Genomic DNA, 23310 nt, shown 5'->3' with positions numbered 1-23310 from the left:
ATAATTAAGTTTGCGGTGGTCATGGCTCAGGTGAGACGCCCGGTCCCATTCCGAACCCGGAAGCTAAGGCCTGACACGGCGAGGGTACTGCACTCGATAGGGTGTGGGAGACTAGCACGCTGCCGCATTATTCTTTTTAGCGGGGAACGTTTGTTCCCCGCTTTTTTTGTTTTCGTATATTGTTTTTTTGTTTTCGTATATTGTTTTTTGTAATCCTCCAAACACGCGCTAGTATCCTCATGTTTGGAGTGTAGAGCGAGGGTTAACCCTCCAAACATGAGATAAACTCCGGCAAATGTTCCAAAAAACCACCAAAACAACAACAAACGCCGGAAATTTTCCGGTAAATGTTCCAAATCACTAAACCGATTTTTCCTTTACAGTCATGTAATGTAAATGTCGAAATCTCGCCAGAAAGCGATTAAAACTTTACAGTCGTGTAAAGGAATAATCGCGCGCTAAATCGCAGCGCTCAGGCAGGCGCTTTGACCGAGCTTGAAATCATTGGGATTTCAAGCTCCTTCAAAGCGTGATTTGGCTCAATTGTGAAGCACGGTGTGCTTCACATGCCAAATCAGCCGAACGGCTACCAATAGCCGTGAGGAATAAACGCTCACTACTGAGCTTGCGTTGAAAGCACCCCGTGCTTTCAACTTGAGCAAGCTCGGCGCTCCGAGTTGCCTTCGCGCGCTAAATCGCAGCGCTCAGGCAGGTCGTCGCGCATGCCAAACAAATTGCAATATAAGCATACGTTGCTCCTGCAGTACGTAATCTGCGCTAGTAACGTATAATCCCGTTTTTTCGTTACTAGCGCAGTCAGTGCTCTGCACGAGTAACACTCAATAACGTTTTTTCGTTACTGGTGCAGAAACTAAACTGTGATATGTACACGCATTTTAGGGAATAACCGCAATTTCCAACAATCAATTAATACAAAAGCCTGCTGAATTATGCAAATTGTTGCAAACCAGCAGGCTATTTTGTAGTTTTGAAACTTTAGTTTTCGCTTGATTTGGTTAGTAACTATTAGTCAATCAAACCATACAAGCGATCACCGGCGTCGCCAAGACCTGGAACGATATAAGATTTGTCGTTCAGATGCTCGTCAACAGCGCAAACAACAACCTTAAAATCAATGGAAGGATCAAGTTCCTTCTCCAAACGCTCCAAGCCTTCTGGGGCTGCCAAAATGTTAATAGCAGTAACATCTTTAGCGCCGCGCTCAGCCAAATAGTGTGTAGCGGCAATAAGAGTGCCACCGGTGGCAAGCATTGGGTCAAGAAGGAAGCACTGACGTCCAGTCAAATCTTCTGGCAAACGGTTGGCATAAGTGATGATATCGAGCGTCTGCTCGTCGCGCTTCATACCAAGGAATCCAACCTCAGCGGTTGGAAGAAGACGAGTCATGCCGTCGAGCATACCGAGGCCTGCGCGCAAAACCGGCACAACCATTGGGCGTGGACGGTTCAAATGCTTACCGGTCATTTTGCAAATAGGAGTTTCAATCTCACGATCGCTAACTTCCAAATTGCGGGTTGCTTCGTACGCTTCGAGGGTTACCAATTCGGAAACCAACTCGCGGAAAATGTTAGAAGGTGTATTCTTATCGCGCAAAACGGTGAGCTTGTGGTCCACCAGCGGATGATGTAAAACATGAAGATCCATACCTTCTAGATTAGTGCAAGCATTGCATGTTAAGCTAGCGGCGTGCCGTTACTTTTGTGCAAAATATAAACAAATGTGAGTAAAAAAATATTTTATCTAAAACTCGCTAGCAAAAATCTAAAATCAAAAATCTAAACTTCAAACTTTAAAACAAAAAACGATACTGACTTGCGAAAGCGCCTGTCGGCGCAAACGCCGCTCGCAGCGGCAAAAAATGGAGCCCGGGGCTTAAACACAAGCCAGCATCATTTTGAGTATACATTGTTTTTTATTCTCACGCGCCGCGCAATTCTAATCGTAAATAATTTATTCCAGTTTTCCTGCTCGCCACAGTTTTGCGCCATGAGCAAAAGATAACGAAAGTGCGTGAAGATTTGCTGCAGTATGCAACTTGCGCGCAATCTTTTGAGTGTGGCTAACGCTTTTATTCTGTTCATCCAACTTTTTTGCGTAAACTCGCATACCGCGCGCAATAATCGAAGTAAAAGCTGAAGCGCGATACAGTGCTACAGCAAAGTCGCCCGTAAAAGCACCCGAAAGAATAGAATCTGCAAGGCGTGCAATATCTTCCCCAGTAGGCGCTTCGTCAATTCCTGTAATAGCTGAAGCACTCGTAGCTTCGGGCTCCCCAAGGCTCCAATATTCAGCGTAAGCCTCGCGCTGCTTACGCAACGACATGCGTAACAAATATAGTCGCCACAACATTCCGGGGAGAGACTCGGCTTCTGCGTGACTCCACAAATCTGCAATAACTTCAATACCCTCATTCTCAACTAAATTCAGCACGCGCTCAACGATTTCCGGAGATTGCGTTTTATGCACGCGATTAAGCAAAACGGCAGCGGAAGTGCGGCTAATTTCATGCACAATTTGCGGATCGGTGCCACCTTCAATTTGCGCGAGCATTGTTGGGTCCATTTGTGCAGGTCGGCTTGGGCGAGCAGATCCCGTAGGACTTGGCATAAAGGCCGCGCGGCTCGAATGAATGGAACTCGATTGCGAATTAAGACTAGTAGACACTTGGAATAACCTTTTCAATATCAATAATGCGAGGACCTTGAGGAGTGTTTGTCAGGTGCAAAACCACGGCACTTCCAGTTGGCATATAAGGTGATTTTTGACTAAGGATGCGTTTGTGTGCTCGAGGTTTCGTAATTTTGCGCAAGTAATCGAAGAATGTGCCGATAACTGGGCGATGCAAGCACATGACGGTCGTGTTGTTGGTCGTGTTGTTGGTCGTGTTGTTGGTTGCGCTTTCGTTCGCGTTTTGTGCGTTGCGCTCAAGATTTTGTATTTCGTTCACAAGAACAGACAACGTAGATTTTGGTTGCTTTTCGTGACAATCTTCAGTAAGTTCCGCAACCTGTTCTATAGGAAGCGAAGAGTCGTGTGCAAAAGCTGCAACTGTTTCTACGCAACGCTTCCAAGGAGACGATATGATTTTATTCGGCGCGTAGCAGGCAAGTTCGCGGCCTAGAGCGTATGAAGCGGCAGCACCCAGAGGAGTGATTGGTCGAGTTGCTTCACTTCCTTGCCAAGTTTTTCGAGACTCAGCTTTTCCGTGACGTACCAAAAGCAACGTGCTGTATTCTGCTTGGCCAGCGTGGAGCTTCTCTAAGAAAGCGTCTAGTACTTCGCGGTCGCTATCGTGCGTAAGTTTTTTGCGAGCCTTAGAAGGAGTGAGCCACAGAATATTGCCAATTTCCGTAGGTTTTGCTGGCTTAATTGGTCCGAAAGCAGGTAAGCGTTTTGCTGCGGTTGGCTTGTCGATTTCACGCATCATCCAATAGTGGATTCGTTTAATAACTTCCGGTTGTGTATTGTGTGAACCATTGCCATTTTTAGCAGTTTGCTTTTTACCCTCGTGCTCGAGCGGGTATTCGATTTGTGTGATATGGGGGCCGAGAACAACGGAGTAGCCTGTTTCTTCGCCAACTTCGCGCACTGCAGTGTGGCGATGTGATTCGTTTGGCTCGTTCTTGCCCTTTGGCCAGCTCCAATCGTCGTATTTAGGGCGGTAAACAAGGCAAAGTTCGAAGTCGTCGTCGCTTAGTTTGTTTGCCTGGATTGGCTTTATTGGTTGGCTGCTCGGGTTCCCCGTCTCGCCAGCGTTTGAGCTACCTGTAATATTGCGCCTGCGATAAATAATGCCGCCAGCCGCTTCAACGTATCGTGTCGTCACTACACTCATATTCACTATTTTAGCGGTTTTCTTTCGCAATTTTTAGTTGCGCTGTAATCTTTTACTTTTGTCACAGTCATAGCAGTAACAAAAAGCTGTTATTGCTTTATAATCCTTAAATTTGCTAAAACTGGCAAATGGTGGCGTAAAAACCTCCTAAAACTGGCAAATGGGGGAGTAAAAAGCATGCTAAAACTGGCAGATGGTTTAAAACTGTTTTATTGGCGTGGGAAATCAGATTCAGAATTGGAATTTATAGTTGAATTAAATTTGATCTTTTTGTGTATTGAATTTATACTAAATTATACGTGTATTGAAAATTTGCTAATGTTACGAGGGTTTATATGTCCAAGACAATAAAAGTTGCTGAACTTTTTGCAGGAGTAGGTGGGTTTCGTCTTGGATTAGAAGGATATGTTCCTTCCGAAGGAAATGATTTTACTGCAGAACCAGCAGGGCCTTTCAAAACAGTTTGGGCAAACCAGTGGGAGCCTGCTGGGCAAGAATCCAAGCAATTTGCGTGGAGATGCTATGAGAAGCGTTTTGGCAAAGGTAGCTGTGTTAATGAAGATATAGCAGAAGTGCTTAAAAAATTTGAACACGGGGAATGTGATATTCCAGATTTTGACATGCTTGTTGGTGGCTTTCCTTGTCAAGATTATTCTGTGGCAAAACCGTTAGCATTGTCTTCTGGAATTGACGGCAAAAAAGGCGTTCTGTGGTGGAGTATTAATAAAATGTTGGAATTACGCCATCCTAAATATGTCCTGCTTGAAAATGTTGATCGCTTATTAAAATCACCTGCCGCACAGCGTGGTAGGGATTTTGCTATTATTCTCTCTTGTCTTTTTCGCCTAGGATATAGCGTAGAATGGCGCGTTATTAATGCTGCTGACTACGGAATGCCTCAAAGACGTAGACGAGTATATGTTTTTGCAGAACATGATTCTAAGAAATGGTATAACTTGTCCGAACATCTTTTGCAAAATGGCGTTATAGCACGAGCTTTTCCAGCATCTATTGCAGAAAAAAATTCTGCACAACATGAATTTTCTATTAGTGACAATCCATATGTTATATCTCAAGATTTTGGCAAACAAGCTAAGGTGAGCCTATTCCAGAATGCTGGTGTTATGCAAGATGGAGTAGTTTATACCGTTAAAACGGATGCTGTATTTACTGGCAATGCAATGACATTGGGTAGCGTTCTAGTTGAAGCCAATCAAGTGCCTAAAGAATATTGGATTGAAGAGGATAAGCTCGCTTCTTGGCAGTATCTTAAAGGCGGTAAAAGGGAGTTACGAACAGCTTCGAATGGATTTGAGTACATGTATTCAGAAGGTCCTGTTGCTTTTCCAGATAAAATTGATGCGCCAAGCAGAACTATTCTTACAGGTGAAGGTGGGAAAAGCGCTAGTAGAACCAAACATGTTGTTATGCAAAATGGCAGATTGAGAAGACTTGTTCCAGATGAGCTAGACCAGCTGCAAATGTTCCCTAAAGGTTGGACGAATGATGGGATGAGTGATGGCCATAGAGCGTTTTGTATGGGGAATGCGCTAGTTACTGGTATTCCGCATAAAATTGGCAAAATTCTAGCTAATGACATTTTGGCATAAAATTCGTATCTAAATAATTATAATTATTTGTAGGTTGTGTAGGAATTGAGTTAATAGGAAAATGTAATAAATAAAGTTGTGCGAGGGAAGAGGCAGAATGGTGGGAAGCATGTCTAATCATATAGGCGACAATCGCAAGTTTTCGGACATTGACGAAATAACCGCTCTGCTTACTGGAATCAATGGCAAAACTTTTCGCGAGATTGATAAAACTGGTCGTGGTGAAAAAGCAGGCAACAAGGGTTCTTTAGGCAACATTATTGAAGAATCAGTTTTCGGGTATTCTATAAATTCCGATAAACAACCAGATATTATGGTTGCTGATGAATTTTATGAATTAAAAGTTACGCCGATTCGTTCAAATAAGAAAAAGAAGATAGTTGCTAAAGAACGTTTGGTTGTTGATATTATCAACTATTTGACGCTGTGTAATGAGGTTTTTGATAAATCATCATTTTGGCAAAAAGCGCGTCAGATGATTATTATTTATTATCTTGATAACAGGACTGATAAAACCAACCAATCCAGACTTGATTGCGCTATTTACGGTTCTTTTGTATTGAAATATGAACCTGGTGAGCTAGAAACAATCCGTAAAGATTGGGAATACATAAAAAACAAAGTAGCTTCTGGTTATGCAGATAGGTTGAGCGAGTCTGATACTAATTATCTTGCTGCTTGTACTAAGGGAGAAACGGCTGCAAAGTCGTTGAGAGACGCTCCTGCACCAAGCGGGTTTGAAAGTAGATATATACGTGCAAAACAGCGTGCGTTTTCGTATAAGCCTAGCTATATGACCATTGTTGCACAAAGAGTTTTAGGTGAAGGTAGTCTTTTTGAACGGTTGCCAATGTCTATTAACGAAAATCTTAATGATTATGTGCAAAAGAGGATTGGGCAATATGTTGGTTCTAAAATTTCTGTTTTGGCCAATAAATTTAATGTGGAGCTTAAAACGCATTATTCTTTTAATTCGCAGCTTGCACTGAAGATGTTGGGTGTAAAAAAGAACAGAATAGAAGAAATTGAACAGTTTGCTGCAGCGAGTGTGACTCAATTAAAAACTACTGTATTGTATGATGACGGTAAGCCAGAGCAGAATATGTCTTTCCCTGCGTTAAAAGAGGATGATTGGGCCGAATTGGCGGATCCAAATATGCAGTGGCATGATTCGCGATTGTATAAGTTTTTTGAGAATAATAAGTTCTATTTCGTTGTTTTTAAAAGTAATGGGAAAAATAGAAAATCGACTTGCTATAAAGATGATGTTTTAGTTGGTGGTTTTTTATGGAATATGCCAGAAGAAGATATTGAAAAATATGTTGCGCCTGCATGGAATAAAGTGCATGAGATTATGATATCTGGTAAATCTACTGGCTATGGAACGGATGGGAATCAGCTTCCTAAGATGTCATTTAATCACGTATTTCATATGAGGCCACACGGTAAAAATGGCAATGATGTTATAACACTTCCAAACGGTGAAACTATCACCAAACAATGTTGGTGGATAGATAGGCTATATATTGCCAAAATAGTTGCTGAGAATATTGGTTAGATGTCGCAGGAGCTGGCGCACAAGATGCCAAGGCTATTCCGGCTTCAACTTCCAATCCTTAAAAAAAGATAGTTGCATTAACGCGTAACTTGTGAGATATACTAAAAAGCATGATTGCACAAACTTTTGAAGCGCTCGCAAAGTCGCGATTTTCTGCACGTGATTTTCTAAATAAACCGGTCGATTCTAAAATACTTGAAACTATTTTGCAAACAGCTGCACAATCGCCGAGCTGGTCTAACACTCGTGGCTACATGCTCGCTATTGCTCAAGGAGAACGCAAGCAGAAGCTTATTGATGCATATACGCAAAAATGCAAAGCAATGTTTCGCACTAAAGACGCAACTCTTAGCGAAGAAGAACGCCTTATAGCCCAGAAAATGAGCCAGCCGGATGGAGATTTTCCTGTAATGGCTCCGTATCCGCAATCGCTTAAAGAACGCAGCGCTCGTTTAGGATTGGCGTTGTATAAACATTTAAATATTGATCGCAAAGATTTTCCTGCTCGAAATGCTCACACTTTGCGCAACTTCCAGGCATTTGGTGCGCCAGTTATGGGATTTGTGCTTGTTCGCCGCGATTTTCTGCCGTTTGCTGCGCTGGATGCTGGAATTATGCTGCAAACGTTACTGTTGGCTGCCAAAGAGCAAGGCGTAGATTCATGCCCGCTTGGCGTTCTTGCCACGTGGCGTTCGCCGCTTGACGAAGTATTCGACATTCCGCCGGAGTATGCGCTGATTACTGGTTTTGCGCTGGGGTATGCGTCTGAAGCGCACGTAAATGCTTTCCGCGCGGAGCATCCGCCAATCGAACTTGTGCAAGAAAAGTAACTTCGCACAAACCAATCTATCTTGCAAAACCCAAAGTACTTTGGAAAATATCAGATAGAAGTGCGCACATTGTGGTTATGGATTTATACGATTTTTTGTATGCAATGCCTATTTACTTAATTGTTAAATAGGCACATACTTATATGCGTGAAGCGAAAAGAGTTGGAGAAAAAACTTAACCAATGAGTGTTACTGAGCATGATAATGCAACAAATTGTTTGCAAATGGTGACCGCTATAGCTCGCAGATGTGATGACTGGTGGGCTATAGAAGTGCCGGAAATACCAGGATTATTTACTCAAGTACGTAGGCTTGATCAGGTTGCAGCAATGGTAAAAGATGCTGCTGCAACTTTAAATGTTAAAGTCAATGGCGTGAAAGTAACTCCGAAACTTAGTGAGCAAGATGAGCTTATGCTTCAACGTATGTTAGATGCAAAATCTGCAGCTATAAAAACTCAGCAAAAGGCATCTATGCTTATGCGGGAAACGGTTCGCATACTAAGGAATCAGGGCTTGACGGTTCGTGATGTTGCAGAGCTTACGGGGGTTACTCCGCAGCGAATAAGTTCGCTTAAAGCTTAGTGATTTAATCGCAATGTGGTTGAGGCTATAAGCAAATAAATTGTTCAGTAACGTATAAACTCTATGTAAAATAAACCATTAACAGATAAATAATCAAAGGCCAAGTCGTAGGATGCATGGCTACAGCTTGGCCTTTGAAAACTGTGATATGTTTTTATATTAAAATTCGCAGTCTAATGCTTTTACTTATTTTTGGCTATGCCAAGAGCTTTTGAACTTTCATCCTTGTCAAGGCCTATAAATAGAAGCACAATTATGCCAATAATCAGCGGAACATAACCGTATCCAGATCCGTGGATTATGCCGAATATTTCCATAAGCCCATTTGCTATTACAGCTAGTGAAGATACGATAAAATATAGCTGCGCGCACCACGGTTTTTTAATGAGAAACATGGTTGCAAGTCCAAATAATCCAGCGATAATTTGAGGCACTCCCCATAGATAATCATTACGCATTACAATCAGCGCAATTCCGCTAGCAAGAAATACGCCATTGGCTATTGTCCAAAATACGGACGGAATTTGTGCTTTTGTATCTTCTAAATTACTCATATCTTTTCCTACTATATAAGCATCATAATTGCTTCTGTTACAATCCAAGCCATCCAATCTGGCATTCCTGCTGATTTGCAGGCATTATAAATTCCGTCTTCAATCTTTCCAGTCCAATGCTCCAAAAATTTTATAAGCTCGTTTAATCCTAAATGACTTTTAATGAATTGTTTAACTTGCTTAGGTAATTTATGATAAATAGTTTTAATTGTTTTAACTACAAGACTAATTTTCCCGCGTTCTTGTAATATGTTACGAAGCTCTGATTGCGTTGGTTCTGCATTAGATGCTGGAATTTTAATGAGATATCCATTAACTACATACACGCGGTAGCCATCTTTTGTTACGATGTTTCCGCATGTTATGTTCTTTTCAACGGTGTTACCTGTTGGCTCAAGAGCGAGTGCGGTAGAAGAAGGAACAATAATACTGCTAAAAATTAATGAAGCAGATAATACGCCTGCTATAGCTAACTTCTTCATAATATGCCTTTCTGTACGAGAAGTAACTGTTTATGCCAAAAACCTTGACAATTTATAAATTAATGGCGTGCTAAAAGGTAAACAATATCTTGTCTAGGAAAACCTTTACAAATAATTACTATCTAAAACTGCTTAAGATTCATTAATCTTTTAAACTGAATCAGTAAGGCATACTATCTATATAGTTATGTTTATTTTTTAAAGGTATAACTGCATTACATTCCCAATACTTACCAAAGGCTCGAAAATAGAGTGAACCGCCTAAATGCTTTAGGGTATCGCGATGAAGCAGAAGTCCTTTTTGAGATACTGAGCGAATTGCATCTTTACTTTTCCCGCCCAAAAATCGAACATTGAACTGTTTTATAACAATTTGTTTTTCACGTATCGAAATTCTGATGTAATAAACTAAAGAAGCATATTTTCGCATGTTCAAATATAGTTCTTCGATTAATTCAATAACTTCACAGATGATTTCATCGCTAATGTCTTCAGGAATATCGTTACTAGATATATTGCATATTGATTTTCCTTTTAATCCACAAGATGTGTTGATTGAGTCGTTCATTTGTAGTGTATCTTCAATGTGCTGGATGAACTCGCTTCGAGCATCTTGCTTAGCAGTATTTCCACGTAGAATGTCGATAATATTATGTCCTTCTTCAAAAGCCTGATCTGCCAAATCATTTATTGCCTCAATAGCACTTCGCTGTTTTTTAGAAATAGACTTGTCAAGTAATGCTATTTTACTTTGTAGTGCAATATCTGCAATCTTATTAGTTAATCTATCGTGCATTCGCACAGCCAGATGAAGATTATTAATTGTTTGCTTATCTTTTTCATAAAGAACCATTTTTTGGTGAGAAATGCGCAAAATAATACCAGTGCAAACGCAAAATATATTTATTAAAAGGTAAGCAATAAGATACTTGAAAGACAAAGTTGATAAGTATCGGTATGCAACGTAGTGTAACGCATCTATTACTAAGAATAAAGGTAGTGTAAATTGAATCGGATATAAATACGAAATAAAAACAAATGATATGATTAGCCCGAAAGTTACTGGTGGAAGATTCAGACTAGGAATAACAAGAATGCTTAGATGTACAAAAATATAGAACATGCTCATAAAATGCGGGAGCAAGCAAAGAAACAGATTTATAGCAGCAAGAATCATGTAAACTATGACAAGTTGTATTGTGATATTGTCGCTATTTGAGTAAATATATGCATCCATTGTGCTCGACAAGCATCCCAATAGTAAAAATGTTTTATTGTCAATAAGCTTTTCTCGCAAACGACGCATTAAGAAAATAATCATTGTGTATCATTTCCTAAATATTCATCATGCAGCCATGTAGTAATAAGTCGTGAACGATTTGTCACATTCAATTTTTTGAACACGCGACGAAGGATAGTTTCCACAGTACAAGTTTCAACAAATAAACGTTTAGCGATTTGCGCATTAGTCATGCCTTTACTGCACAACTTTACAATTTCAGTCTCATGATCCGTTAAAGCAAGGCGTCCATTTTTGGGCTTATTTTGCAAACGTTGAAATGCTGTCATCGTGTCGTCAAAATGAAAATCTCCTATTATTTGTGGCTTGAATGTGCCATGGGCAATACTGCTAAGCATGGCGCAAATAGTTTCTGGGTGGTTCTTTCCAACAATGCCTTGTGCGCCTGCTGTTGATGCTTTTAAAGCATAATCGTTGATAGGGAATGAAGTTATAGCAATTATTATTGGGAGTGAGTATCTTCTTCGCAATTCGTATAATATTTTGATTCCCGAAACCCCAGACATATACATGTCAATTAGCAGCACGTCCGGGCATTGATTTTGACAAAACTGAATTGCTTGATCGGCAAACGTGGACAACCAGCAAATATTGCAGGACGGAACAACCTGTTCAATATATGTTTTTAGGCCGTGTAGACAAAAACAATCATCATCAACAATGCCAACAGTAATATGCTTTGCTATCATATTGCTCCTTTAGAAAAGCATTATTTAAGTAATAATAGTACTTGAATTTGTATGATGAATATCTTGTCTAGGAAAACCTTTACAAAGCAGATTGTATAAAGGTAGTTACTGGAGCTTACGGGGGTTACTCCGCAGCGAATAAGTTCGCTTAAAGCTTAGTGATTCAAATCAATGTGGTTGAGGCTATGCGCAAGTAAGTCGCTTAGTAGTGTATAAACTCTATGCAAAATAAATCATTCTCTGGTATTACGCAAGCTCCAAGAATCATAAATAAAATCATCATTTAGTGTGATGCAAACTCTTTACGTCGATTATAGGCTATTAAGCAAAAGCTGAAATCCTCAATAAAGTGTCAATCATAAAAGCGTTAATCGTAGCATTATCAAGCACTTTATTTATTTTGGATCAGTTTGAGAGGCTTGTTTCGACGCATCCTATGCGTTTACGAGTTTGGAGAGTAAGGAGCTTTGTGTTATGCGTAAGTTTACGAAAGTATTCTTGTTAGCTGCTCTGCCAGTGTGTTTGCTTACTGCATGCTCTGGTAGAGCAGTTGATAATAGTCAGCAGCAGGCGCCAAATGATTCAGTTCCACTTGTTTCAGTCAAAAAACAGCCTTTAACACAAGTTGTGTCGGGTAAAGCAGCAATAGAACAATCGTCTACCTTTGTTATCACTGCTGTAAGTAGAGGGAATTTTTCTCCATCGGTAAAAGCAGGAAGTGTTGTAAAAGCTGGAAGTGTTCTAGGCTACAATGCTGGTAACAAAATTATTGCTCCCGTAGACGCTAAAGTTGTGTCAGTAGCTGAATCATCTGCGGACGTGCCTAAATCTTTCCCGCTATTCACTCTTAAATATGAAGGTTTTTCAATAAGCCTTAACGCAAAAGCTTTACTTCGTTCTGCGGATATTGCAGATATTAAAGGTCGCTTCCAAGTTGAAGACGGTGTTGGACCAACCAATTGTTTGCAAATAGTACAAAGCGGTGGAACTTCTACCGATATTGCAGCTTCGGGTAGTAGCAAGAATGATAGTGCTGATTCGACTCAAACAGATGAGTCGAGTTTGCAAAGTACACCTAGTGTATCGTCAAAAGTTTTAACGTGTTTAATAGATAAAAGCGTAGAAGTAGAATCAGGCCAAAATGCGACGCTTGTTTTTAATGGCAAGCATAAACAATCGGTTCTAACTCTGCCTGTTAGTGCGGTTGCTGGAAGAGTTCAAAAAGGCTTAGTCTCATACAAAAAAGGCGATAATTGGGAGAGTAAAGAAGTTGGTCTTGGAATCAGTGACGGCGCTAATATTGAAATTACGTCTGGCTTGCGTGAGGGTGATGTCGTAGCAGGTGTTTCTCCTGATCTCATTCCAGGAGTGCAATGATTATGGAGAACAATCCTGTTCCACTGGTTGAACTACAAGACGTGTCAGCGCGTGTAAAACTAGGCAATGGCGAATGGCTTACCACTGTTAACTCTGCCTCTATGTTACTTAATCAAGGTGAAACATACGCGGTAGTTGGCAGGTCTGGTTCCGGCAAAACGAGTCTTATTTCTATTATTGGATTTTTGAATAAAAATTTTACTGGAAAATACTATTATTCTGGCAAGTCAATCCAAAAGTGTAGTGATAATACAGTATCGCATATGCGCGCTCGAAATATTGGTTTTGTTTTCCAAAACTATTCTCTCATTAAGCATTTAAGTATTAGAGAAAATGTTGAGTTGCCGCTTTTATACGCAGGACTACAACAAAGCAAGCAGACAAGAAGAAAAACGATAGAAGAAGCATTATGTGCTGTTGGATTGCAAGATAAACTAAACGAATACCCTGGAAGTCTATCAGGCGGTGAACAGCAGAGAGTCGCGATTGCGCGTGCTCTCGTTACTAATCCCGAATTACTTATTTGCGATGAGCCAACTGGTGCGCTCGATAGTAGTACGGGAGAAAAAGTGCTTCAAGTGTTGCATGATCGTGTTCAAGAATCTGGAACAACATTACTATTAGTCACTCATGATATGAAAGTAGCTCGTTCTTGCTCTCACATTTTTACTATGGAAGGCGGTGTTCTTTATGATCATGCTGCTTAAAGATTTGCGCCTGTCTCCTATGAGATCCTTCCTCACAGGTTTTTCAATGTTTATAGGCATCATTGCCGTTATTGCGTCAGTGCTTATCGGCACGGTTGGTAAGGACTATCTTATTGCAACTAACGAACAGCTAAACGGTCGTAGACCAACATACGAGATTACTTTTTCAGCACAAAATTTTGACGAATATTCAGTATTTAACAAATTCTTAAATCGCATTGAATCCGCAAACCGTAACGCTAACGTTATGCTACAACCAAACACTGGACTACTGTTTAGCGCTTCTATGCCAGCCTCGAATAGTGTAAAAATAAGCAAAGAATATAAGACAAGCAATCTTCAATATGTTGACGCTGTTTACACTACGGCAGGATACAACAAAGTTTATAACTTACCTATTGTAAGTGGAAGATGGTTTAGTAATAGCGCTAAAAGCAACGCATTAGAAATGGTAGTAAACCAATCTGCTAGCAAAAGATACAAGATTGGTGAAGTAGCATTTATTACTTCTCGCAAAACAACACAAATGAGTCCTATAAGGATTGTTGGAGTTGTGAACGATGGCGTAGACTCAGCAAAAGTATACGTGAATATTCTAGGATTATTACGTTACGCTTCAACTCTTTGGGAATATTCTGGAAAAGAAGCTCAAGGTTCAATCTACTGGTTGAATAAAGAAAATCGTTCTCAAAAATCAATTAAATCTTATGTTTCAGATGCTCTTTACGACTGTTGCGGTGGACAAGTAAACGAAATTAGAAGACATGATAATAGTGATGATTACGAGAATGTGATAACAGTATTGCAATTAAGTTTTGCTATCGTAGCAGCATTATTGCTTTTTGTTTCCGCGCTAGGTTTAATCAATATTGGTTTAGCATCGTTGGAGCAGCGCACGCATGAACTGCTTATACGCAGAGCTTTGGGTGCTACTAGATGGTCGATTGCTTCACTCGTGTTAGGCAGTGCGATCATTTTAGCGCTGATAGTTTCGATTGCTGCTGTTGCTGTTTCTTTTGGTCTTGTGTCTATAGCATCAAGTTTTTGGGATGCAGCAAGCCCAGTTAGTCCGCCAGTTTACCCATATGAAGCTGCTATTGGAGCTGTTATTGCGGCTTTTATTACAGCGCTTGCTGGAAGTGTGGTGCCGGCAATAAAAGCATCGCGTTTACAACCAGCATTAGCATTGCGTTAATTTTCAAAAAATAAGAAAGAAGGAATAATGAATAATCATACTATTGGTAAAGCAACTCTTATTGTTGGTGTGCTTAGTGCGCTTCTTATGTTTAATGCGTGTGGAGGAGTAGGCAACAATAATGCGAGTGGTGTGGGTGGTGAGCGCTCGCAAAATAGTTCGCCTAGAGAGATTGTTGATTTTGCTCATATAGAGAAGGAATATCAGGAATCTGTGGCAAAGCTTAGTTGGCCTGAAAAATATAAAGCTCCTGCAAACTTGGTTGGAGAAGAAAAAGACGGTCAGTTCCAGAGTGGATATGGTGATACGCAAGCATCTAATTATTATCAGTGTGCTTGGGAACGGCAATGGCTAGATACGTATGCTAGTGATGAACAAGCGGCAAGTAAAGCTTTGCATGAGCTTGAAAAAGTGCCTAGCATGCCGTTTATGGGTCCAGATCGTTGTGATGATGCAACGCGAAACTTTTTCAAAGAGCACATGCGTAAAGCAAAACTGGGAGATCCGTCAGGATTCCAACAGGATGTGCAAACTAATTGCCCTGTGATGTAGTTGCATTTGCATAGCTTTATTGTGCTTTCGCACTAAATAGCTTGTTATATGCTTCTTTTTACCCATGTTGATGGTGTCCAATAATCTTTGGTAAGCATTGATGGGTATGTTTGTTTACGAGTTTGAATAATCCATAAGGCTATACCTGTTGAAATAAGTATTACGCCAGCTGCAATCATTATGAATAATGATGAATTTAGATTTCCCCATGCTAGTACGCTTGCATACCCTACGATAATGCCGCATTGCTCCATAATAGAAGTAAAAGTAGTAGTCGCGCCGAGAATGTGTGTTGGTATGCCGTCGAGAAGAGCTGTTTGCCCATAGACAATAGTTGCGTCAAAAATAATACCTGCAATGAAAGCAGAGCAAAGAAAAAGAGCAATCCAATTATTAAGTGCAAAAATAAGTAAAGGAATAGAAAGGAATCCAGGTAATAAAATAGAGTATAAAATCTCATAATGTAGCACAATATATTTGCATAATAGCGAACCTACAATCATGCCAATGTTAAATATGCTGACTATTGATCCCCATGTGGATGCCGAATGAAAAAGTGTGAGACAATGGTGTGCTCCCATTAGTCTGAATGCAGCAAGCCATGAGCCTGATTGTAATGCTGATACTACTCCTAAGACTATTAACCATGGTGTAGATTTCATATAGTGTAGAGAAGCTGCAAAACCAGCAGTTTTATTGCTTCCTGTTTTCGTATTGTTTGCGCTATTTTGTGTTTGCTGGTTTAGATTAACTAACAGTAGAGGTAGCGCCGCTAGTATCATCACAATAGCAATGCTCGTAAAGAAAATGAGCGGGTTGCATATATCAACAAATATGCCAGTAATCGCAGGTGCAGCAAGCCTGCTGAGATTAATCCACATGCGCATGCTTGCTAAAAATTTGGTTTTTTCGCCAGTCGGTGCGCTATACGCCATCAATACTTTTTGATTAGGCGAAGAAAATGCGGTAAAGAACCCGAATATTATGCCGAGTAGTGTAACCGTAATAGCAATAAGATTATGCTGTGCTACTAAAGCGAAACCGTATCCAGTGCACAACAAGGCAAAACAGAACGTTAGCGCTATAAACAATCTAGTTGGTGGATATTTATCTGCAATAATTCCGCCAAGCGGTGCTGCTACGCAGGTCATAAGTGCTACGGAAACCGCGTTAAGCGCTGCGTGAGATAAGTCGACATGTATTAAAAGATATAGACTTACGCCAAATCTACAGCTTGTTATAAGAAAAGCATTAAGCGATAAAACGGATATAATCAAACCCGATCGTACTCGTGTTCCAGCGTTCATTACGTGCTTTTCTTTCATATTATGAATGATATGTGTCTATTGATATTTACACCTTTATGTACACCTTTTTCTGGACTGCGAGTGTAATGAGTGTTCTGTTGCTGTGTTTTACTCTTAACTACTCTTAACTACTCTTAACTACTCTTAACTGTGCTGAGCCCTACTCTTGTATAGCTTTGTTGGGTTTTTGCTGTGTTTGTTGCTGTGTTTTACTCTTAACTACTCTTAACTACTCTTAACTACTCTTAACTACTCTTAACTGTGCTGAGCCCTACTCTTGTATAGCTTTGTTGGGTTTTTGCTGTGTTTGTTGCTGTGTTTTACTCTTAACTACTCTTAACTACTCTTAACTGTTTTTTGTGCTTGATCTAATCTTTTATGCGCGCATAATATTGCTTAGGATCAAGTTTAGAATTTCCATGCCACAGTAGAGCGTGTTTATTAGCAAGTCCACGTAATAATTTTCGCGCTGTAGCTTCGCTCATATTAATAAGATTTGCAGCTGTTTTTACGGTAATTCGATCATTGCTATATGAATATGCGAGAATCTTTCGCTCATTCTCATTGAACTCGCCATTATTTAGTTTTTCCTCTAACTCATTTATATGATCGTCCATGCGCATTTGACGCGAAGCATAGTTATTTTCTAACGTCAGCAATAAAGAGTAAGGATTTTGCTGGCTGTATTGAGGATCATTGAGATAAAATTCCGCCATTTCCTCATAAATTCTATTAATTCCTTCATTGAGTTCTCGAACCCAGCCGAAGTTAACTAGCGCGCGAGCAATACGAGGATTCCTAGCGTAGCGCGTATGTCGCATATTCTCTAATGTCACAATATCTGGCAAGGAGCCAGGGCTGAATATCTCGAATCGATCGTCAAACATGCTAACGCGAATATAATCGCCTCTTAATGAATAATCGCGATGTGCTACGGCGTTAACAATTCCTTCAAACCAAGCAAATTCTGGATATTCTGGTACGACTTTGAATCTTCCATCGTTTCCAAGATATTCAAATTCGCGCAATTGCGCTCGTATAGCTGTTTGTGATTGGCGAATAATTGTTGGAATCGGTCCGTCAAAGGTTTGATCTTTAACAATATTCATTCGTGCTCCAGTCTCACGATGTGTTCCTTCATATCGCAAGAATCTCAGACGAGCTTGTGGGAAATAATAGCTTGGATTTTTGCCAAACATTAGAATTGATGCGGCAGTTAGTTGACCTTGATGCATAAATCCGCGAGCTTCTAATACTTGCTGATTAGGTAAATGCTCGCAATTAAGTTGTTTTTTATATTCATTCAACAATTGTTCATCAAGATCTGCCAGGTTAGCATCTGGAATCAGATTATCCTCGAATAATCTTTCGCCTTTAGCATACTCTAATTGCTTAATTTGAGAGTAATTTTGTTTGACGCTTTTATCTCCAATTCTTAAATAAACTTCTTCACTTCGGTTTTTAATAAGTCTATTTTTTGAGCAATCAATATGAATGATGAATAATGCATTTTTGCCATCTTTGGATTCATAGTCTAACTTACTGTAATCGATTGAAGGCTGGCCAATGATATCTTGTTGGATTGCTAGTTCATATTCGTCTAAAGAATGAGCTTCCGTATAATTTGTGCCAGATAATTCGCCATTATCATCGATGCCGATAGCTAATGTGCCTCCGTCTGCGTTGGCAAAGGCAATGACGTGTTTTAATATATCTTTAGGTTTTATGCGAGCACTTTTGCGATCAAAATACTGACCTTCTTTCAGGTCTTTAATATCTTCAATCTTGTACTCTTCCATTGTTCCGCCTTAAATATCGAAGCATTACTGCGCGATTTTTATACGAATAATTCTTGTGATTACTATATCAAAAGAAGGATATAGAGAGTGTTATTATTTCAAGGATTTGACTGGAATGCCATGTGAGTAAATTAGGAGTATTTACAGCGTGTTATTAAGTACATTGTTGTTTTACTCTTAACTACTCCGAAGTGTGTTGAGCCCTACTCTTGTATAGCTTTGTTGGGTTTTCTTTGTGTTTGTTGCGGTGTTTTACTCCGAAATACTCCGAAATACTCCGAAATGTACCTACTTGCGTTAGCTGTTTGTACTGTGATTTGTAGTGCTGCAGTTTGCAAGCAAGATGCATAATTACTGGCGATAGTAGGAGAGGAAGTTGGAGAGTTTGCTCATCGCGTCGCGAAGCGTTTGCAAGCGCGGCAAGTAGACTACGCGGAAGTAGCCTGGAGTCTGCCAATTAAAGCCTTTGCCGTGCACAATCAGCAACTTCTGATCGCGAAGCAAATCAAGCGCAAACTGTTCGTCGTCGTGAATGTTGTAGCGAGCAGGATCAAGCTTTACGAACATGTAGAAAGCGGCATCCGGTCGCTCAACGCTTACGCCATCCATCTCCTGAAGCGCGTTATAGCAGTATTCGCGCTGCTCATACACGCGACCGCCCGGCTCCAAATACTTCTCAACGCTCTGGTATCCACCCAAAGCAGTCTGAATAATCGACTGCGCAGGAACGTTCGAGCACAATCGCATATTAGACAGCATGTTAAGTCCCATAATGTAGTCGCGAGCCTTGGACTTATCTCCCGAAAGACTCATCCAACCAATACGGAAGCCGGCAATCATATGCGACTTAGAAAGTCCGCTAAAAGTTACGCAGAACACGTCTGGAGCGAGAGAAGCAATCGAAATATGCTTCTTGCCGTCCATAACAAGACGGTCGTAAATCTCGTCCGCAAAAATAATCAGATTAAACTCGCGCGCAATCTTAACAATCTCTTCCAAAACTTCGCGACTATACAGCACGCCCGTAGGATTATTTGGGTTAATAATCACGATTGCTTTAGTACGAGGCGTGATTTTAGAGCGAATATCGGCAATATCTGGGTACCAATGCGACTTTTCGTCACACATGTAGTGCACAGGAGTGCCTCCTGCCAAGCTAGCGCACGCAGTCCACAACGGATAGTCTGGGCTTGGAATAAGAATCTCGTCGCCGCAATCAAGCAGCGCTTGCATAGAAAGATTAATCAGCTCGGAAACACCGTTTCCAGTGTAAATATCTTCCATTTGCACGCCTGGAATGCCCTTAAGCTGATCGTATTGCATAATCGCCTTGCGCGCAGAGAAAAGTCCGCGGCTATCCGAGTAGCCTTCGCAGTCAATAAGCTGCTGCTGCATGTCGTAAATCACTTCGTCTGGAGCGCGGAACCCGAAAGGCGCAGGATTTCCAATGTTGAGCTTTAGAATGTGTGTTCCGTTTGCTTCCATGCGGTTTGCTTCTTCAACAACAGGGCCGCGAACGTCGTAAAGTACGTTTTCGAGTTTGGTGGATTTGTTGAAGTTTCTATGTTTGAGTGTTTGGGAAAGTTCAGCTTCCGTAAGCTGTGGCTGATTTAATTGTGGTTCTTCTGCAGACTGGCAGTTTTGCTTGATTTTTGCGCAAGAATGACCGCCTTTTACCCCGTCGTCGCTAATTCCAAGAATTTCAGCTAGCATGTTATGCATGTCTTTGCGAGGCTCAGTTTTGCCGCTTAAATATTGGCTTAACTGGCTTTTGCCAAGCTTATGGCCGTTTTTTGCTGCAAGCTCGATTACGTCAATCTGCTTGTACCCCTTGCGCTTCATAGCTTTCTTAAGCTCGTCAGCAAAATTCTGTGCCATAATCTGTCTTTCTCGTAAAACCAGCATTTATAAATTGAACAAGTTTATGGCAAAGTCCACAATAAAGTTCAAAATATAAGTATTAAATTGAATTATTTGCCCAATGTTAGTCGAAAAGATTACTTTTGTATAGTATTTTTTCAAAAAATCGTAGAAAAATGACGAGAAATAGTGGCGAAATTGAATTTTTGTTGAATTTTAGCTAAGTAATTGAACTAAAGTATAAGGAATTGAATTTATTTTGAACGTTTATAAGTGTGATTGTTGCCGTAGGTTGGGAATAACGCGTGATTTCTGCTATTGCGCGTAACTTATATAAGTTGTGTTAAGTGGTTTGCTACCATAAAAGTTATGTATTTCTTTACTCCGAAGCGCTGCGAAACTACCCAAAAAATCATGTATAAGAATAAAGGGCAGGCTCTTATGGCGGCGGAGCAAAGTTTGCGCGAACGCGGTGCAAAGCTGTGGGTGTACGCTTGCGAATATTGTGGCTGTTGGCATTTGACGCATAGAGATCCAGTAGATCGCATGTATTCTGATATGCGCCCGCCGTCCGCAAGTACAAAGCCAAGGTCTAGAAAGCGTGGATATAAACCAAGACGACGTTAAACTAGTGCGGCGCTAATTACGTAACGTTAAATCTTACGCAATGCTAAAACCTACGCAACGTTAAAACCTTGCCTTGCAACTTGCTCAACGTCTTCTGCCTCATGTTTTTTAGCGCTACTATCCGCTGCCAACGCAACAATTTGCGCACTAAAAGCGTCAACCGGTCGGCTAGCATTTCGCAAATCGTAATATTGATGCACACGAGCGTCAAAATCAGCAAGATTTTCTAATAATTCAGCGTTGTCAGCAGGGTAACGGTTCTCAAAAATCTGCATGTTAGTGCTCATGCGCGGCTTTAATTCCGGATTTTGCGCAGGCTTACCAATTGCTAAGCCAAGCACAGGGTACGTGTATTCAGGCAAATTCAAAATATCAATAAGCTGAGTTCTACTGTTCAAAATTGAACCAAGAATTACGCAACCAAGTCCCAAAGATTCCGCGGCAGTTTCCATAGCGTGAAGCGCCAAAATAACGTCGTTTTGTGCTTGAGTAAAGCGGTAACGAGTTTTAAGCATAAACTCGTCGCTGCTAGTATCTACATCTACGCCATTTTTTTGCGCGATTACAGCGTTTCTGTGTTGGTCAATAATAAAAACATACAGCAGCGGAGCAGTGGCAATATATGTTTGGTTGCCAATTTCGGAAAGCTTCTGCTTAATTGCGCTATCCGTAATTTTAATCGCTGACCAGTCGTTAAAAAACTGACTGCAAGCGGCTCGCTGAGCCACTGTTTCAAGAGTCGCGACTGTATCTTCGTCAATTGCTTCGTTGCTAAAAGCGCGAATAGAGCGGCGGTTCAGTAAAGTATCAATAGTTTCGTTATGACGTAAGTTTTGCACGTTATTATTATCCCTTATTATTCCTTATTATCCCTTATTTTTTTTTATATCTCTTTTATTATTTCGCTTATTTTGCCTATTTTTGCATTCTCAGTTCATTTGTTCAAAATCAGAATTTATTTTTTCTAAATTGACGCTTTCTTTGCCTTCGTGCAATATAAGACAAGGTTCCGTGACTTACTAAGCGGCCAACGAGCGTAGTAATTATCGCAGAAAATACTGCAAATCCAAGAGACATTAGCAACGGCTCTTCTTGCTTAACACGTTGCTCTTTCGCAATTTTTTCTTTAGAAAGATTATTAGAACGATTATTAGAGTTTAAATTGATTTTTTTAGTATCAACATGTTTTTTCCATATTAACTGCGCAATTTGCCCTGCTATAAACGTTGCAAAAGACGGAAGCGCGGCTTTAAGCAACGAATCTCCTAAAGTATTTGGGTTTTTTAATCGGCGCTCGCGAAGCACATCAATCTTATGATTTGCTGCATTAAGTCGTTGCACGGCAGTTTGAGCTGCACGGTGGCTGTGAGCAGATTTACTATTTGCCGATGATAATTGCGTCATATTTTCTATGTTAGTGGTAACGAAATACCAATTTTGGCGGTAACATAGAACAGTAATCTCGATTTGCGGCAAAGTAGCTGCATTTTAGGAAGTACTTATTTGAAGAATATTCGCGCTGCGGGGCGCCCGGCGCGGTAGCAGGGTACATGGCGCGTTAAAGGAACGTGAAACTATGCAGAATAATGGTACTCAAGAGTTAGTTGAAAAGGAGTGCGCGAAGCAGGGGCGTTTGGTGTTACTTCGTCATGGTCAAACTGCTTGGAGTGTGTCTGGTCAACATACCGGGCGCACGGATTTGCCGCTTACTGAAGTCGGTGTTGAGCAGGCAAAAGAGGCTGGCGCTAGATTGCAGTGTGCGTTCACAAAAGGTTTTGATGAGGATTGTGTGCTTGTTAGTCCGCTTCGTCGCGCGCAGCAAACAGCTCAGTTTGCTGGATTTACTTCGTATACAATTTGTGATAGTGCGCTGGAGTGGGATTATGGTGCTGCTGAAGGTCGTACTAGAGGCGATATTGCAGCGTTAAGTGGCGTTGAGGCGTGGGATGTGTGGAAGCATGGTCCTAAAGTTCTTCCTTCTCACATGGTTAGTGACGCTAAAGAAGTGCTTCCTAGTGGAGAAGCAGTAGATGTGCACAGGACTTCTGGAGAAAGCTTGCAAGAGGTTTCGGATCGTACTCAAAAGATTATTGATATGGCAATGCCTAAATTGAAATTAGGCAAGGACGTGCTTGTTGTTGCGCATGCTCATGTATTGCGTATTCTTACTGCGCGCTGGCTTGGAGTAAATCCTGAATTTGCGCGACTTCTTCGTATGGATACTGCTCATTATTCTGTGTTGGGCGAGTACAAAGGCGACAATGTAATCGTGCATTGGAATTGCTGAAATACGGTTTAGAATTTCAGATATTTTCAGATATTTTCAGATATTTTATTGCGATTTACGCAAATTTTTTTGCAAAGATATTTATATATTTGAGTCTTGCATTTGCTGTAGTATTAGTTCACTACTGTGGTTTAGA

22 protein-coding genes and 1 rRNA gene are annotated in these 23310 nt (G+C 40.7%); 11 read left to right on the top strand and 12 right to left on the bottom strand.

What is annotated here, in order from left to right; all coding sequences use genetic code 11:
• The first annotated feature begins 11 nt into the window (after nucleotides 1-11).
• A 5S ribosomal RNA gene (gene rrf, locus HXT56_RS05295) occupies nucleotides 12-128 on the top strand.
• Nucleotides 129-1026: 898 nt separating this feature from the next.
• Here rrf and upp read toward each other — a convergent pair.
• The 3 genes from upp to HXT56_RS05280 form a co-directional block, all read right to left on the bottom strand.
• A complete protein-coding gene (upp, locus tag HXT56_RS05290) occupies nucleotides 1027-1665 on the bottom strand; it encodes a uracil phosphoribosyltransferase (protein WP_102155552.1) in 639 nt (212 codons plus the stop codon).
• A 306-nt stretch (nucleotides 1666-1971) separates the two neighbouring features.
• Nucleotides 1972-2628: a thymidine phosphorylase gene (locus HXT56_RS05285; protein WP_421778500.1), complete on the bottom strand. Its 657-nt coding sequence runs from the start codon at nucleotides 2626-2628 to the stop codon at nucleotides 1972-1974.
• 46 nt (nucleotides 2629-2674) lie between these two features.
• Complete coding sequence (locus HXT56_RS05280) at nucleotides 2675-3856, bottom strand: NUDIX hydrolase (protein WP_421777954.1); 1182 nt, start codon at nucleotides 3854-3856, stop codon at nucleotides 2675-2677.
• A gap of 335 nt (nucleotides 3857-4191) precedes the next feature.
• Here HXT56_RS05280 and dcm point away from each other — a divergent pair, with 335 nt between their 5' ends.
• From dcm to HXT56_RS05260, 4 genes are all read left to right on the top strand, one after another.
• The gene (gene dcm / locus HXT56_RS05275) at nucleotides 4192-5466 is read left to right on the top strand and encodes a DNA (cytosine-5-)-methyltransferase (protein WP_250310011.1); all 1275 of its coding nucleotides are present in this window, start codon (nucleotides 4192-4194) and stop codon (nucleotides 5464-5466) included.
• 109 nt (nucleotides 5467-5575) lie between these two features.
• Nucleotides 5576-7024 (top strand): Sau3AI family type II restriction endonuclease, encoded by a 1449-nt coding sequence (locus HXT56_RS05270; protein WP_421777953.1) that lies wholly within the window; start codon nucleotides 5576-5578, stop codon nucleotides 7022-7024.
• A gap of 110 nt (nucleotides 7025-7134) precedes the next feature.
• Nucleotides 7135-7854: a nitroreductase family protein gene (locus HXT56_RS05265; RefSeq protein WP_421777952.1), complete on the top strand. Its 720-nt coding sequence runs from the start codon at nucleotides 7135-7137 to the stop codon at nucleotides 7852-7854.
• Nucleotides 7855-8036: 182 nt separating this feature from the next.
• A complete protein-coding gene (locus HXT56_RS05260) occupies nucleotides 8037-8438 on the top strand; it encodes a transcriptional regulator (protein ID WP_004129386.1) in 402 nt (133 codons plus the stop codon).
• Between the two features lie 182 nt (nucleotides 8439-8620).
• On the opposite strand, the gene HXT56_RS05255 is transcribed toward HXT56_RS05260, so the two are convergent.
• The 4 genes from HXT56_RS05255 to HXT56_RS05240 all read right to left on the bottom strand — a co-directional run bounded on the left by HXT56_RS05255 (nucleotide 8621) and on the right by HXT56_RS05240 (nucleotide 11463).
• Complete coding sequence (locus HXT56_RS05255) at nucleotides 8621-8992, bottom strand: hypothetical protein (RefSeq protein WP_004112863.1); 372 nt, start codon at nucleotides 8990-8992, stop codon at nucleotides 8621-8623.
• 11 nt (nucleotides 8993-9003) lie between these two features.
• Nucleotides 9004-9474 (bottom strand): hypothetical protein, encoded by a 471-nt coding sequence (locus HXT56_RS05250; RefSeq protein WP_004129385.1) that lies wholly within the window; start codon nucleotides 9472-9474, stop codon nucleotides 9004-9006.
• Between the two features lie 160 nt (nucleotides 9475-9634).
• Nucleotides 9635-10795 carry a histidine kinase gene (locus HXT56_RS05245; RefSeq protein WP_421777951.1) on the bottom strand — a complete coding sequence of 387 codons (1161 nt, stop codon included), beginning with the start codon at nucleotides 10793-10795 and terminating at the stop codon, nucleotides 9635-9637.
• A complete protein-coding gene (locus tag HXT56_RS05240; RefSeq protein ID WP_116712670.1) occupies nucleotides 10792-11463 on the bottom strand; it encodes a response regulator transcription factor in 672 nt (223 codons plus the stop codon). Before HXT56_RS05240 ends, HXT56_RS05245 begins: the two co-directional genes overlap by 4 nt.
• Before the next feature lie 474 nt (nucleotides 11464-11937).
• Between HXT56_RS05240 and HXT56_RS05235 the strand changes: the two genes are divergently transcribed.
• The 4 genes from HXT56_RS05235 to HXT56_RS05220 are packed head-to-tail and all read left to right on the top strand — an operon-like array spanning nucleotide 11938 to nucleotide 15294.
• The gene (locus HXT56_RS05235) at nucleotides 11938-12840 is read left to right on the top strand and encodes an efflux RND transporter periplasmic adaptor subunit (protein WP_421777950.1); all 903 of its coding nucleotides are present in this window, start codon (nucleotides 11938-11940) and stop codon (nucleotides 12838-12840) included.
• On the top strand, nucleotides 12837-13547 hold the full coding sequence (locus HXT56_RS05230) for an ABC transporter ATP-binding protein (protein ID WP_004129373.1): 711 nt from the start codon (nucleotides 12837-12839) through the stop codon (nucleotides 13545-13547). Before HXT56_RS05235 ends, HXT56_RS05230 begins: the two co-directional genes overlap by 4 nt.
• A complete protein-coding gene (locus tag HXT56_RS05225) occupies nucleotides 13531-14742 on the top strand; it encodes an ABC transporter permease (RefSeq protein ID WP_421778499.1) in 1212 nt (403 codons plus the stop codon). The genes HXT56_RS05230 and HXT56_RS05225 overlap by 17 nt, the downstream gene beginning before the upstream one ends.
• 27 nt (nucleotides 14743-14769) lie before the next feature.
• Nucleotides 14770-15294, top strand: a complete 525-nt coding sequence (locus tag HXT56_RS05220) for a hypothetical protein (protein WP_116712666.1) — start codon at nucleotides 14770-14772, stop codon at nucleotides 15292-15294.
• A 44-nt stretch (nucleotides 15295-15338) separates the two neighbouring features.
• On the opposite strand, the gene HXT56_RS05215 is transcribed toward HXT56_RS05220, so the two are convergent.
• The 3 genes from HXT56_RS05215 to HXT56_RS05205 form a co-directional block, all read right to left on the bottom strand.
• Nucleotides 15339-16601: an MFS transporter gene (locus HXT56_RS05215; protein WP_116712678.1), complete on the bottom strand. Its 1263-nt coding sequence runs from the start codon at nucleotides 16599-16601 to the stop codon at nucleotides 15339-15341.
• Between the two features lie 368 nt (nucleotides 16602-16969).
• Nucleotides 16970-18400 carry an ATP-binding protein gene (locus tag HXT56_RS05210; RefSeq protein ID WP_116712665.1) on the bottom strand — a complete coding sequence of 477 codons (1431 nt, stop codon included), beginning with the start codon at nucleotides 18398-18400 and terminating at the stop codon, nucleotides 16970-16972.
• A 351-nt stretch (nucleotides 18401-18751) separates the two neighbouring features.
• Nucleotides 18752-20278 (bottom strand): aminotransferase class I/II-fold pyridoxal phosphate-dependent enzyme, encoded by a 1527-nt coding sequence (locus HXT56_RS05205; protein WP_421777949.1) that lies wholly within the window; start codon nucleotides 20276-20278, stop codon nucleotides 18752-18754.
• Between the two features lie 351 nt (nucleotides 20279-20629).
• Here HXT56_RS05205 and HXT56_RS05200 point away from each other — a divergent pair, with 351 nt between their 5' ends.
• On the top strand, nucleotides 20630-20887 hold the full coding sequence (locus HXT56_RS05200; protein ID WP_250310023.1) for a hypothetical protein: 258 nt from the start codon (nucleotides 20630-20632) through the stop codon (nucleotides 20885-20887).
• A 50-nt stretch (nucleotides 20888-20937) separates the two neighbouring features.
• On the opposite strand, the gene HXT56_RS05195 is transcribed toward HXT56_RS05200, so the two are convergent.
• The gene (locus HXT56_RS05195; protein ID WP_421777948.1) at nucleotides 20938-21726 is read right to left on the bottom strand and encodes a nitroreductase family protein; all 789 of its coding nucleotides are present in this window, start codon (nucleotides 21724-21726) and stop codon (nucleotides 20938-20940) included.
• A gap of 109 nt (nucleotides 21727-21835) precedes the next feature.
• Nucleotides 21836-22291, bottom strand: coding sequence for a DUF4235 domain-containing protein (locus HXT56_RS05190; protein WP_116712661.1), 456 nt, complete (start codon nucleotides 22289-22291; stop codon nucleotides 21836-21838).
• Between the two features lie 172 nt (nucleotides 22292-22463).
• Here HXT56_RS05190 and HXT56_RS05185 point away from each other — a divergent pair, with 172 nt between their 5' ends.
• Complete coding sequence (locus tag HXT56_RS05185) at nucleotides 22464-23174, top strand: histidine phosphatase family protein (protein ID WP_116712660.1); 711 nt, start codon at nucleotides 22464-22466, stop codon at nucleotides 23172-23174.
• Nucleotides 23175-23310: the final 136 nt, after the last annotated feature.

The sequence above is a fragment of the Gardnerella nova genome (assembly GCF_049244055.1).
In the GTDB taxonomy this organism is placed as follows: domain Bacteria; phylum Actinomycetota; class Actinomycetes; order Actinomycetales; family Bifidobacteriaceae; genus Bifidobacterium; species Bifidobacterium vaginale_H.
The sequence above is the reverse complement of the archived record's forward strand: the minus strand, read 5'-3'. Positions and strand labels throughout refer to the sequence as shown.